Source organism: Streptomyces sp. NPDC003379 (genome assembly GCF_053589195.1).
Map to the genome: position 1 here is coordinate 478,733 of NZ_JBSFRK010000001.1, position 11,912 is coordinate 490,644.

The 11,912-nt window shown below is 72.0% G+C and carries 11 protein-coding genes; 4 read left to right on the forward strand and 7 right to left on the reverse strand.

The genetic code is table 11. The features are described from left to right. Positions 1 to 49: 49 nt before the first annotated feature. Together ACWDVB_RS01965 and ACWDVB_RS01970 are read right to left on the reverse strand one after the other, a co-directional pair. Positions 50 to 859 carry an inositol monophosphatase family protein gene (locus ACWDVB_RS01965; protein WP_451515457.1) on the reverse strand — a complete coding sequence of 270 codons (810 nt, stop codon included), beginning with the start codon at positions 857 to 859 and terminating at the stop codon, positions 50 to 52. Between the two features lie 37 nt (positions 860 to 896). Then, positions 897 to 2,024: a ferrochelatase gene (locus ACWDVB_RS01970; RefSeq protein ID WP_451515456.1), complete on the reverse strand. Its 1,128-nt coding sequence runs from the start codon at positions 2,022 to 2,024 to the stop codon at positions 897 to 899. A gap of 143 nt (positions 2,025 to 2,167) precedes the next feature. Between ACWDVB_RS01970 and ACWDVB_RS01975 the strand changes: the two genes are divergently transcribed. Both ACWDVB_RS01975 and ACWDVB_RS01980 read left to right on the forward strand, forming a co-directional pair. Continuing rightward, entirely contained in the window at positions 2,168 to 3,418 is a 1,251-nt protein-coding gene (locus ACWDVB_RS01975; RefSeq protein ID WP_451515455.1) for an MFS transporter, read from the forward strand. Continuing rightward, the gene (locus tag ACWDVB_RS01980; RefSeq protein ID WP_451515454.1) at positions 3,366 to 4,697 is read left to right on the forward strand and encodes a D-arabinono-1,4-lactone oxidase; all 1,332 of its coding nucleotides are present in this window, start codon (positions 3,366 to 3,368) and stop codon (positions 4,695 to 4,697) included. The genes ACWDVB_RS01975 and ACWDVB_RS01980 overlap by 53 nt, the downstream gene beginning before the upstream one ends. Positions 4,698 to 4,704: 7 nt before the next feature. On the opposite strand, the gene ACWDVB_RS01985 is transcribed toward ACWDVB_RS01980, so the two are convergent. Next, positions 4,705 to 5,862 (reverse strand): hypothetical protein, encoded by a 1,158-nt coding sequence (locus ACWDVB_RS01985; RefSeq protein WP_451515453.1) that lies wholly within the window; start codon positions 5,860 to 5,862, stop codon positions 4,705 to 4,707. Between the two features lie 470 nt (positions 5,863 to 6,332). Here ACWDVB_RS01985 and sepH point away from each other — a divergent pair, with 470 nt between their 5' ends. Further along, positions 6,333 to 7,430: a septation protein SepH gene (gene sepH / locus ACWDVB_RS01990; protein ID WP_451515452.1), complete on the forward strand. Its 1,098-nt coding sequence runs from the start codon at positions 6,333 to 6,335 to the stop codon at positions 7,428 to 7,430. 83 nt (positions 7,431 to 7,513) lie between these two features. Here the strand turns inward: sepH and ACWDVB_RS01995 are convergent, their stop codons facing one another. Further along, positions 7,514 to 8,341: a sulfurtransferase gene (locus ACWDVB_RS01995; RefSeq protein ID WP_451515451.1), complete on the reverse strand. Its 828-nt coding sequence runs from the start codon at positions 8,339 to 8,341 to the stop codon at positions 7,514 to 7,516. Between the two features lie 252 nt (positions 8,342 to 8,593). Here ACWDVB_RS01995 and ACWDVB_RS02000 point away from each other — a divergent pair, with 252 nt between their 5' ends. Further along, positions 8,594 to 9,406, forward strand: coding sequence for a VOC family protein (locus tag ACWDVB_RS02000; protein ID WP_451515450.1), 813 nt, complete (start codon positions 8,594 to 8,596; stop codon positions 9,404 to 9,406). 1 nt (position 9,407) lies between these two features. Here ACWDVB_RS02000 and ACWDVB_RS02005 read toward each other — a convergent pair whose 3' ends face one another. The 3 genes from ACWDVB_RS02005 to ACWDVB_RS02015 form a co-directional block, all read right to left on the reverse strand. After that, a complete protein-coding gene (locus tag ACWDVB_RS02005) occupies positions 9,408 to 10,070 on the reverse strand; it encodes a thymidine kinase (protein ID WP_451515449.1) in 663 nt (220 codons plus the stop codon). Between the two features lie 62 nt (positions 10,071 to 10,132). Beyond that, positions 10,133 to 11,323, reverse strand: coding sequence for an alkaline phosphatase family protein (locus ACWDVB_RS02010; protein ID WP_451515448.1), 1,191 nt, complete (start codon positions 11,321 to 11,323; stop codon positions 10,133 to 10,135). Beyond that, positions 11,323 to 11,910, reverse strand: a complete 588-nt coding sequence (locus ACWDVB_RS02015) for a DUF5998 family protein (RefSeq protein ID WP_451515447.1) — start codon at positions 11,908 to 11,910, stop codon at positions 11,323 to 11,325. The genes ACWDVB_RS02010 and ACWDVB_RS02015 overlap by 1 nt, the downstream gene beginning before the upstream one ends. Positions 11,911 to 11,912 lie beyond the last annotated feature (2 nt).

Genomic DNA, 11,912 nt, shown 5'->3' on the forward strand with positions numbered 1-11,912 from the left:
GTGCCTGCGGGAGCTTCCGTGTGCTGCGTACTGCTTGCCGCGGGCTGCGTCAGTCGTGCCAGGCGCCGAGGTCCTCCAGGAGGCCCTGGAGCGTCTCGAAGAGACCGGGCGGGGCCGCGATGGCCAGCTCCCCCGAGAGCGCCTCTCCGGGGCGGCCACCGGTCAGCGCGCCCGCCTCCCGGGCGACGAGGTCCCCGGCCGCGAAGTCCCAGGGGTTGAGCCCGCGCTCGTAGTACGCGTCCAGCCGACCCACCGCGACATCGCAGAGGTCGATCGCGGCCGACCCGCCGCGGCGTATGTCCCGCACCTTCGGGACGAGGTGCCGGGCGACCTCGGCCTGCCGGGCACGGCGCTCGGCGAGATATCCGAAGCCGGTACCCACCAGGGCCTGCTCGAACGGGGGCGCCGGGCGGACGCGGGCGGGCTTGTCGCCGACGAAGGCGCCCTCGCCGAGGACCGCGCGGTACGTCTCGCCGCGCATCGGCGCGTGCACCACGCCGACGAGGGTCTCGCCGTCCTTGCGGGCGGCGATGGACACGGACCACTCCGGGCGTCCGTACAGGTAGTTGACCGTGCCGTCGATCGGGTCGACGACCCACTGCACACCGCTGGTGCCCTCGGAGCTCGCGCCCTCCTCGCCGAGCACGCCGTCGGCCGGCCTGCGCTCGGCGAGGAAGTCGGTGATGAGCTTCTCGGAGGCGATGTCCATCTCGGTGACGACGTCCACGGCGCTGGACTTGGTGGCCGCCACGCCCAGGTCGTCGGGGCGGCCGTCGCGCAGGAAGGCCCCGGCGCGGTGCGCGGCCTCCAGGGCGACGTCGAGCAGCTCGGCCTTGAGCGCCTTCAGCGGGTCCGTCATGGTGCTGTGCTCCTCGTGCTCTGCGCGGTCTCGGCGGTTACGCGTACGGGCTGTCGGCGCCTGCGGCCGCGGGCTTGGGGGTGCGGGCCGGGCAGCAGCCCACCGGACACAGGTCGTGGCTCGGGCCCAGCGCTCCCAGGGCGCAGGGGGTGACGGCCGTGCCGCTCTCCCTGGCGGCGCGCTCCAGGACCAGCTCCCTGATCGCCGCGGCGAACCGCGGGTCGGCGCCGACCGTCGCCGAGCGGCGGACCGGGAGGCCCAGCTCCGCGGCCTTGGCCTCGGCCTCGGTGTCGAGGTCGTACAGGACCTCCATGTGGTCCGAGACGAAGCCGATGGGGACCATGACCACCGCGGGCGCCCCGGAGCCGTGCCGCTCCTCCAGGTGGTCGCAGATGTCGGGCTCCAGCCACGGGATGTGCGGGGCGCCGCTGCGCGACTGGTAGACGAGCTGCCAGGGGTGCGCGACACCGGTCTCCTCGCGCACCGCGTCGGCGATGAGACGGGCCACGTCGAGGTGCTCCTTGACGTACGCACCGCCGTCTCCGTGGGCCTCGACCGGTCCGGAGGTGTCGGCCGCGGCGTCCGGGATCGAGTGCGTCGTGAAGGCCAGGTGCGCGCCGTCCCGTACGCCCTCGGGGAGCTCGGAGAGGGACTTCAGGACACCGTCGATCATGGGGCGCACGAAGCCGGGATGGTTGAAGTAGTGCCGGAGCTTGTCGACCCTCGGCAGCTCCAGGCCCTCGGCCTCCAGAGCGGCGAGGGAATCGGCGAGGTTCTCGCGGTACTGACGGCAGCCCGAGTACGAGGCATACGCGCTGGTGGCCAGGGTCAGGATGCGGCGGTGACCGTCGGTGACCATCTCGCGCAGAGTGTCGGTGAGGTAGGGCGCCCAGTTGCGATTGCCCCAGTAGACCGGCAGGTCCAGGCCGTGCTCCGCGAAGTCCTTGCGCAGGGCGTCGAGCAGGGCGCGGTTCTGGTCGTTGATCGGGCTCACGCCGCCGAACAGGAAGTAGTGCTGCCCCACCTCCTTGAGCCGCTCCTTGGGGATGCCGCGCCCACGCGTCACGTTCTCCAGGAACGGGACGACGTCGTCGGGGCCCTCGGGGCCGCCGAACGAGAGCAGCAGCAGGGCGTCGTAGGGAGTGGGATCGAGCGCATCGGACATGCAACCGATCCTGCCACTCGCCACTGACAGCCGGAAAATCACGGTGCGTTCCGCGCCCGGGGAGCCGTAAGCTGTATGGGCCATCTTTACGCCTTACCGGAGCCGCCTTCACCGCGAAGCTCCGGCGCTTCAGCGGAGTCCACGTGCCCAGCCCCTACCGCGCCCTGTTCGACGCCCCCGGCACCAAGGCGTTCTCCACCGCCGGGTTCCTCGGCCGTATGCCGCTGTCGATGATGGGCATCGGCATCGTGACGATGGTGTCCCAGCTGACCGGGCGGTACGGCCTCGCGGGCGCGCTGTCGGCGACCGTCGCGCTGTCCGCCGCCGCGATCGGGCCGCAGATCTCGCGGCTCGTGGACCGGCACGGCCAGCGCCGGGTGCTCCGGCCCGCGACGCTGGTGTCGCTGGCGGCGGTCGCGGGACTGCTGCTCTGCGCGAAGTTCGAGACGCCCGACTGGACGCTGTTCCTCTTCGCCGCCCTGGTCGGCTGTGTGCCGAGCGTCGGCTCGATGATCAGGGCCCGCTGGGCGGTCCTCTACCGCGGCACCCCGCGGCTGCACACCGCGTACTCCTTCGAGTCCGTGGTGGACGAGGTCTGCTTCATCTTCGGGCCGATCATCTCGATCGGGCTCTCCACGGCGTGGTTCCCCGAGGCCGGGCCGCTCCTCGCCGGCGCCTTCCTCGCCGTGGGCGTCTTCTGGCTGACGGCCCAACGGGCCACCGAGCCGGTGCCGCATCCGCGCGAACACCACACCGAGGGCTCGGCGTTGCGCTCGGGCGGCCTCCAAGTGCTCGTCGCCACCTTCGTCGCGACCGGCGCGATCTTCGGGTCGATCGACGTGGTCACCGTGGCGTACGCGGAGGACCAGGGTCACAAGGCGGCGGCGAGCCTGGTCCTCGCGGTCTACGCGCTCGGCTCCTGCCTCGCCGGAGCCGTCTTCGGGCTGCTGCACTTCAAGGGGGCACCGGCCCCGAGGTGGCTGCTGGGTGTCTGTGCGATGGCCGTGAGTATGATCCCGCTTCAACTGGTCGGGAACCTGCCGTTTCTGGCCGTGGCGCTGTTCGTCGCGGGCCTGTCCATCGCACCGACGATGATCACGACGATGGCCCTCGTCGAGCAGCACGTACCACGCGCGAAACTGACCGAGGGCATGACCTGGGTGAGCACCGGGCTCGCGGTCGGCGTCGCGCTCGGCTCCTCCGCGGCCGGCTGGGTCATCGACGCCGCGGGACCGGAGGCCGGGTACGCGGTTCCGGGGATCTCCGGAGCCGCCGCGGTCGTGGTCGGGTTCCTGGGGTATCGCCGGCTGAAGCGGCCGGTTCCGCAACGGGGAGGGACCCATGGGCACGGCAACGGGCACGGGCAGCGGGAAGAGCACAGCGACGTGGCGTAACTGGGCCGGCAACGTCACCTCGCGGCCCGCCAGGGAAACCACCCCCGCCTCGGTGGACGAGCTCGCCGAGGCCCTGCGCCAGGCCAAGGCCGACGGCCTCAAGGCGAAGCCCGTCGGCACGGGCCACTCCTTCACGGCGGCCGCCGCGACCGACGGCCTCCTCATACGCCCCGGCCTCCTCACCGGCATCCGTGCCGTCGACCGTGCGGCGGGCACGGTCACCGTGGAGGCCGGCACCCCGCTGAAGCGCCTGAACACGGCACTCGCCCGCGAGGGCCTGTCGCTCACGAACATGGGCGACATCATGGAGCAGACCGTCTCCGGAGCCGTCAGCACCGGCACGCACGGCACGGGCCGCGACTCGGCCTCGGTCGCCGCGCAGATCAAGGGCCTTGAGCTGGTCACCGCGGACGGCACGGTCCTGACCTGCTCCGCCGACGAGAACCCCGACGTCTTCGCCGCCGCCCGCATCGGGCTCGGCGCGCTCGGCGTCATCACCGCGATCACCTTCGCCGTGGAGCCGGTCTTCTTCCTGACCGCCCGCGAGGAACCGATGACCTTCGACAAGGTCACCGCCGACTTCGACGCGCTCTTCACGGAGAACGAGCACTTCGAGTTCTACTGGTTCCCGCATACCGGCAACTGCACCACCAAGCGCAACAACCGCAGCCTGGGCCCCGCCGCCCCGCCCGGCAGGATCAGCGCCTTCGTAGAGGACGAGTTGCTCTCCAACGGCCTCTTCCAGGCGGTCAACTCCCTTGGCCGGGCCGTCCCCGCGACCATCCCGGGCATCGCCAAGATCTCCAGCAAGGCGCTCTCGGCCCGTACGTACACGGACATCCCCTACAAGGTCTTCACCAGCCCGCGCCGGGTGCGCTTCATGGAGATGGAGTACGCCGTTCCGCGCGAGGCCCTCGTGGAGACACTGCGCGAGCTGAAGACGATGGTGGACCGCTCGCGGCTGCGGATCAGCTTCCCCGTGGAGGTCCGCACGGCGCCCGCGGACGACATCGCGCTCTCCACGGCCTCGGGCCGGGAGAGCGCGTACATCGCCGTCCACATGTACAAAGGCACGCCCTACCAGGCGTACTTCGCGGCGGCCGAGCGGATCTTCACCGCGCACGAGGGGCGGCCGCACTGGGGCAAGCTGCACACGCGCGACGCGGAGTACTTCGCCAAGGCGTACCCCCGCTTCGGCGAGTTCACGGCCCTGCGCGACCGCCTCGACCCCGACCGCCTGTTCGGCAACGCCTACCTGCGGCGGGTCCTGGGCGACTGACGCCCGCCTACGGGCTGGTGGTCTCGCCCTGCTGCGCGTCGCCGCCGGTGCCCGTGCCGTTGTCGTTGCCGCTGCCGGTCCCGGTGCCGCTCGACGGCGTGGGGGTCGGGGGCGGCGTCGGCGTGGGGTCCGTCTTGGAACCGTCGTCCCCGGAGTCGGTGCCCTTGTCCTTGTCCGAGTCCGTGCCGGAGCCCTTGTCAGGGTCGTTCTTGGAGCCGTCGGTGTCCGTGCCGGTGCCCTGATCCGGAGTCTGGCCGCCGGTCCCGTTCGGGTCCTGCGTCGCGGTGCCGTCACCCTTCTGGGAACCGTCGCCCGTCCCCGAAGTGCCGTTGTCCGAGGGCTGCCCTGTCGGTTCCCCGGACGGCGTGGACGGCTTCTTCGGAGAGGTGTCGTTCCCCGTGAGGTTGCTGATCGTGGTGCCCTTGCCGCCGCTGAAGTCCTCCCCGGAGACCAGTTCGTACGTGGTGATCCCCGCCATGGCGACACCGAAGACGACAGCCGCCGCGATCAACGGCCGCTTCCAGCTACGGATCCGCGCGCGGTGCGTGGTGCCGTCGGTGAACTCGTCCGACGGGAGGGGCACGCGCGTGGCGTCGTCGCGGGGCAGCAGCCGGGTGGCGTCGACCGAGCCGAGCAACTGCGTCTTGTCGGCGTCGAGGTCGGCGGCCACCGACGGCAGGACGGTCGTCGGGTCGGCGTCCGCCGCGGACGGCAGCACTGTGGTCGCGTCCGTTCCGGCCGCATCCGACCCGGCGTCGGCGTCCCGTGGTCCTGGTCTGCCCCACGTCGTGGTCACCGGCCCGGTGGGGGACGCGGCCCCCGGGTAGGCGGAGGCGGAGGTCCTGAACGTCTCGGGCACCGATGTGGAGGTGGTCACGGGAACCTGGTGCGCCTTCGGCTTGGCCTGCACCGCCACGACGCGTATCTGTTCACCCGTACGCTTGAAGAAGTGCTGGAAGATCGTGCCGCCGCAGGTCGCGATGCCGCTCACGACGCCGGCGCCGAGGATGGTCCCGTAGACGCCGAGGTTCGAGGCCAGCTTCGCCGCCACGACCGCGGCGATGGCGCTCCCCGCCACCTGCGGCACGCTGAGATCGAGGCGCCGCTTCTCCTCCGGCTCCTCCTGGTCCTCCGACTCCTTGCCGGAATCCGGCTTTATTCGCATCTCCGACCCTTGCCTGCCTTTCTGACCTTTTCGACTGACCACACGAGAGGGGGACGTATGGGCGAATCGATTAGTTCCGTTTCTGGTGTTTCCGTGAAGTGCGCCACCCATGCGCCGGTCACCGCACCGAAAAAGGCCACCAACTCCCTTCCCCCATGAGAAGTTCGGCGGCGCGGCGGTCCACCCGCGTGGCCCGAATGGAGTACTGTTGCGAGCCCTGGGTCCGGTCTCCCGCCAGGGTGCCCGGGGCCTTCCAGAACCGCCGGGTGGGGGGCTGGCCGCACAGGGTGACGAACGTCGTCACTTAGCGTTGCAAAATGGTAACCGTGCCATAACGGCGATCCAGGGCCCCCGCCCGACACGCCGGGCAACTCGGCAAGGTTGTGGCAGGCTGCACCCGGGCAGGCCACACTCGACTAGCGGAAGCAGCGACGCACGTGACGTCGGCAGGCACCACCCGGGAGGTCCCCATGCCCGAACTGCGTGTCGTGGCCGTCAGCAACGACGGCACACGGCTGGTGCTGAAGGCTGCGGACAGCACGGAGTACACGCTTCCGATCGACGAACGGCTGCGTGCGGCCGTCCGCGGCGACCGGCCCCGACTCGGACAGATCGAGATCGAGGTGGAGAGCCACCTCCGCCCGCGCGACATCCAGGCGCGGATACGTGCCGGTGCCAGCGCGGAAGAAGTGGCGCAGCTCGCCGGAATCCCCGTCGATCGTGTCCGCCGCTTCGAAGGACCGGTGCTGGCCGAGCGGGCCTTCATGGCGGAGCGGGCCAGAAAGACCCCCGTGCGCCGTCCCGGTGAGAACACGGGGCCCCAGCTCGGCGAGGCGGTCCAGGAGCGGCTGCTGCTGCGCGGCGCCGACAAGGAATCCGTCCAGTGGGACTCCTGGCGCCGTGACGACGGCACCTGGGAGGTCCTGCTCGTCTACCGCGTCGCGACCGAGCCGCACTCCGCGAGCTGGACGTACGACCCGCCCCGGCGGCTCGTACAGGCCGTGGACGACGAGGCGCGCTCGCTGATCGGCGAGACGGACGACATCGCGGCGCCCGAGCCCAGCTTCCCGTTCGTGCCGCGCATCGCCCGGCTCCCCCGGGACCGTCCCCTGGACCGGCCGCTCGACCGCGCCCTGGACCGGCAGCTCGACCGCCAGAGCATCCCCTCCCCCGGCGATCCGGCGGAGGAGGGCGACGATGCGGGGCCCGCGGTCGCAGAGCAGGAGCGCGACTCGCTGACCAGCCTCCTGGAGGCGGTGCCCAGCTTCCGCGGTGACATGGTCGTACCGGAGCGCCCCGCGGTTACGACCACCACGGAACTGCCGCCGCCCGCCCCGGAGGAGTCCGAGCAGGAGCCGGAGGCCGAGGAGGCCCCCGCGGCATCGGCCGGCGCCGGTTCGGCGTACGCGGACGTGCTCATGCCGCGCTCGGTGGCCAGCCACCGGGACCGCCTCGTCGGCTCCACGGACCGCCAGGCCGAGGCCGACGGAGTGCGCCCCGGACGCCGCGCCGCGGTGCCCAGCTGGGACGAGATCGTCTTCGGCACGCGCCGCAAGAAGCAGGAGTAGTCGTACGGACCAGGACTGGTCATACGTACGGCGTGAGGGCCCCGCACCCGCTGGTGCGGGGCCCTCACGCGTGTGCCTGCGGCCTACTGCGGGTCCGGGCCGGTCGCGACGGGACGGGAGCCGTCGGCCGACCACTCCGACCACGAGCCGACGTACAGCGCGGCCGGAATCCCCGCCACCGCCAGGGCAAGCACCTCGTGGGCGCCCGAGACGCCCGAGCCGCAGTAGACGCCGACCTCCGAGGTGCCGGAGGCGCCCAGCGCCTTGAAGCGGTCCGCCAGTTCGGCGGCCGGCTTGAAGCGGCCGTCCGCCTCGACGTTCTCGGTGGTCGGGGCCGACACCGCGCCCGGGATGTGCCCGGCCACCCGGTCGATCGGCTCGACCTCACCGCGGTAGCGCTCGCCCGCGCGGGCGTCCAGGAGCAGACCCGAGCGGGCCAGGGCGGCGGCCGAGTCCGCGTCGAGGAAGTCCGTGCTGTTGGGGGCCGGCTCGAAGGACCCCGGCGCCGGGGCCGCCCCGTCGCCCTGCTCCAGCGGGCCGGTCCACAGGGCGAGGCCTCCGTCAAGGACGCGTACCGACGCGTGCCCCGTCCAGCGGAGCATCCACCACAGGCGCGCGGCCGCCCAGTTCTGGCCACCGTCGTACACCACGACGTCCCGGTCCGGCGAGACCCCCGCCGCCCGCATCACGGCACCGAAGCGGTCCACGTCGGGAAGCGGGTGCCGGCCACCGGCCCCCGCGGGTCCTGCCAGGTCGGCGTCCAGGTCGACGAAGACCGCCGACGGGATGTGCCCCTCTTCGTACGCGGTGCGCATCGAGCCCTGGTGCTGCCAGCGGACGTCGAGCACGACCGGCGGATTCTCGCCCGCCAGGTCGCTCGCGAGTTCGGATGCGGAGATGATGGCGTTCATGGGTCCCATCCTTGCGCATGGGGTGGCCGTTCGGCCAAGGTCCGGTTACCCTGCTCCGCCGGACCGCGCCCGATGGATGAGACACCGTAAAACGGGCATCCTCCGCGAGAAGCCCGGCAGTGCGGCGCGGCCGGGACGCGCGGCGGATCAGGTGGTGCGAGCATCTGCAGGGGCGCATACGCGGCGGCGAGGGTGCGCGCGTTCGGGAGCGGAAGTGAAGCGGCCACCACGAAGGCCGAGGAGAGGGTGACGATGACCGAGGCACAGGCGTCCGCAGGGCAGCGCGACGGCACGGGAGCCGGTCGAAACGCCCCTGGCACACCCTGCTGGGTGAGCCTGATGGCGCATGGCCTGACAGCGACCCAGGAGTTCTACGGAGCGCTCTTCGGCTGGGAGTTCCGGCCGGGTCCCGAGCAGCTCGGCCCCTATGTGCGGGCGCTCCTGGACGGCCGGGAGGTGGCCGGCATCGGCCAACTGCCGCCCGACCGGCATCTGCCCATCGCCTGGACGCCCTATCTGGCGACGGACGACGCGGACGCGACGGCCGAGGCGGTGCGGCACTGCGGCGGCACGGTCGGCGTGGGCCCGATCACCGCGGGCAAGGCGGGGCGGATGGCCATCGCTTCGGACCCCACGGGTGCCGTGTTCGGGCTCTGGCAGGCCGCGCGGCACCTGGGCAGCGCGGTGATCGGGGAGCCGGGCGCACCGGCCTGGAACGAACTGGTGACGCAGGAGACCGCGAGCGTCGCCACGTTCTACGAAGCCGTGTTCGGCTACACCGAAGAGGCCGTCGTCTCGGCCGACTTCGACTATCTGACCCTGCACGTCGAGGGGCGTCCGGTGGCGTCCATGCACGGCGTGGGCGAGGCGCTGCCGCGCGACCGGGGCCCGCACTGGATGACGTACTTCGAGGTCGCCGACGTGGACGAGGCGGTGGACCGGGTCGTCGAACTCGGCGGCCAGCTCGTCAAACCGGCCCGTGACGGCTCCCACGGCCGGGAGGCGACGGTCGCCGACCCGGAGGGCGCGGTCTTCACCGTCGTACGCTCACACGCCCGCGCCTGAGTCAGGCGCGGGCGGTGGCCGCGTCCACCGGCAGGACGTCCGGCGAGAGTGCGCCCGCGCGTGCGGTCGCCGCCGTCGTCCTGCGCCGGTGGTGGCGGCGGCACAGGACCTCGTACCCCACCTCGTCCGCCGACTGGTTGACGTCGCCGACGACGACCTGGGCGCCCTCGACGACCATCTCGCCGCCTATGGTGCGGGCGTTGTGCGTGGCGCGGGCGCCGCACCAGCACAGGGCCTCGACCTGGAGCACCTCGACGCGGTCGGCGAGCTCGACCAGGCGCTGCGAGCCCGGGAAGAGCTTGGAGCGGAAGTCCGTGGTGATGCCGAAGGCGAAGACGTCGAGGCCGAGGTCGTCGACGACCCGCGCGAGCTGGTCGATCTGCTCCGGAGCCAGGAACTGCGCCTCGTCCGCGATCACGTAGTCCGCGCGGCCGCCCTGGGAGAGGTGGTCGACGAGATGGGCGTAGAAGTCGAAGTCGTCCGCGGCCTCGATGGCGTCGGTGACGAGGCCCAGCCGCGAGGAGAGCTTGCCCTCGCCCGCCCGGTCGTCCCGCGTGAAGATGATCCCCTGGAGTCCGCGGGCGGAGCGGTTGTGCTCGATCTGCAGAGCCAGCGTGCTCTTTCCGCAGTCCATCGTTCCGGAGAAGAACACCAGCTCGGGCATGGGGGGTCGCGGACCTTTCGGGGGGCGTGCGGAGTCGGGGGCGCCGGCAGAGGGGCGTACGGCTAGGAGCGTACTTCGAGGAGGGGGACGAGCTGCTCCACAGGGGTCATGGAGCCGTGCATGCCGACCAGCGAGGACTCCTTGGGCTCGCGCTCCGAGGCGATGATCGCGACGTCGTCGTGCGCGGCGGCGATGACGTCACCGAGGCGCTCGTACACACGTTGATCAATGTGTGGACCGAACCACCCCGCGGCGATCGCCTCGTCGCGGGAGGCGACCCAGAACTGTTCGCCGAGCACCTCGCGCCACACGGTCAGGACGTCGTTCACGGCGCCGGGCACCGCGTAGACGTGGCGGGCGCGGCCCTCGCCGCCGAGGTGGGCGACGCCGGCGCGCAGCTCCCAGTCCTCGTCGAAGTCGATGCGGGAGGCGTCGTCGAAGGGGATGTCGAGCATGCCGTGGTCGGCGGTGACGTACAGGGCGCTGCGCGGCGGCAGCTGCTCGGCGAGACGCTGGGCGAGCCGGTCGACGTACATGAGCTGGCCGCGCCAGGCGTCGGAGTCGACGCCGAAGCGGTGGCCCTTGCCGTCCACTTCCGCGTAGTACGTGTAGACCAAGGACCGGTCGCCCGCTGCCAGTTGCTTGGCGGCGAGGTCCATGCGGTCCTCTCCGGAGAGCTTGCCCCGGAAGGAGCCGCCGCTCAGGGCGATCTTGGTGAGCGGGGTGTTCTCGAAGGTCGGGGACGACACCTGGGCGGTGTGCACGCCCGCGTCGTGGGCCTGCTGGAAGACCGTCGGGTAGGGCTGCCACTTGCGCGGGTCGGTCCACGGGTTCCAGCGGAGCTGGTTCATCAGCTCGCCGGTGGCGGGGTTGCGCACGGTGTAGCCGGGCAGGCCGTGGGCGCCTGGCGGCAGGCCCGTGCCGACCGAGGCGAGCGAGGTCGCGGTGGTGGCGGGGAAGCCCGCGGTGATGGGCTGCCCGGTGCCGCCCCGCGAGCTGTGCAGGAGCGAGGTCAGGAAGGGGGCTTCGGCCGGATGTGCCTTGAGCTGTTCCCAGCCCAGGCCGTCGATCAGGAAGACGCAGTTCCGGTCGGCGGGGGCGAGTTCCGCGATGGCCGGTGCTTCGTATCCCGGCACGCCCTGGTGGGCGACGAGCGTGGGCAGCAGGTCGGCGAGGGAGCCGGAGCCGTACGCGGGCACGGGGGCCGTGTCGAGGGCGATCGGTTCCACGTCGTCCCAGGCGGGCAGCGACATCAGCGAGCGGTCTCCGCGGTCGCCTCGGACAGGGCCTGGGCGAAGGCGAGGGTCTGCCGGACGGCGTCGGGGCCGTCTCCGGCCTCGCTGACGCGCAGGCTCAGGTCGTCGGCGGTCGAGCTGCCGGTGTAGCCGTGGTCCGCCTCGCAGTTGGGGTCGCCGCAGGCCGCGGGCTCCAGGTCGATGCGGGAGACGGCGCCCCAGCCGATGGTCAGGACGACCTCGCGGGGCGGCGTGCCCGGAACATACTTCTCCGGGTTGGCGACGACACGGCTGAGGACGACCGAGGAGATCCGGTCGATCTTGACCGACTCCGTGGAGGTTGTCGCGTATGGCGTCGGGGACGTGCTGTCCGCCGCCTGCTCGTCGGTGTGGCTGACGATGAACCGCGTGCCGGTCAGGACGAGGACCGTGACGTGCCGGCGCACTTCGTTGGCGTCGAACGTCGTCTCCTGGTGGACCAGGTACGACCCGATGGCCTCGCCGCCGATCGCGGCCTCCACCGCCTCGGCCACGAGGGCCGGGTAGTAGCCGCTGCGCTCGATCGCCGCGCGCAGCCCCTGGGTCGTCGTACCGGTCTTTGCCATGC

Excerpts from the sequence above, each read along its gene's own strand:
- ACWDVB_RS02005 (WP_451515449.1), bottom strand. The coding sequence starts at position 10,070 with ATGCCCGAGCTGGTGTTCTTCTCCGGAACGATGGACTGCGGAAAGAGC.
- ACWDVB_RS02010 (WP_451515448.1), bottom strand. The coding sequence starts at position 11,323 with ATGTCGCTGCCCGCCTGGGACGACGTGGAACCGATCGCCCTCGACACG.
- ACWDVB_RS02015 (WP_451515447.1), bottom strand. The coding sequence starts at position 11,910 with ATGGCAAAGACCGGTACGACGACCCAGGGGCTGCGCGCGGCGATCGAG.
- ACWDVB_RS02000 (WP_451515450.1), top strand. The coding sequence starts at position 8,594 with ATGACCGAGGCACAGGCGTCCGCAGGGCAGCGCGACGGCACGGGAGCC.
- sepH (WP_451515452.1), top strand. The coding sequence starts at position 6,333 with ATGCCCGAACTGCGTGTCGTGGCCGTCAGCAACGACGGCACACGGCTG.
- ACWDVB_RS01995 (WP_451515451.1), bottom strand. The coding sequence starts at position 8,341 with ATGAACGCCATCATCTCCGCATCCGAACTCGCGAGCGACCTGGCGGGC.
- ACWDVB_RS01965 (WP_451515457.1), bottom strand. The coding sequence starts at position 859 with ATGACGGACCCGCTGAAGGCGCTCAAGGCCGAGCTGCTCGACGTCGCC.
- ACWDVB_RS01980 (WP_451515454.1), top strand. The coding sequence starts at position 3,366 with ATGGGCACGGCAACGGGCACGGGCAGCGGGAAGAGCACAGCGACGTGG.
- ACWDVB_RS01985 (WP_451515453.1), bottom strand. The coding sequence starts at position 5,862 with ATGCGAATAAAGCCGGATTCCGGCAAGGAGTCGGAGGACCAGGAGGAG.
- ACWDVB_RS01970 (WP_451515456.1), bottom strand. The coding sequence starts at position 2,024 with ATGTCCGATGCGCTCGATCCCACTCCCTACGACGCCCTGCTGCTGCTC.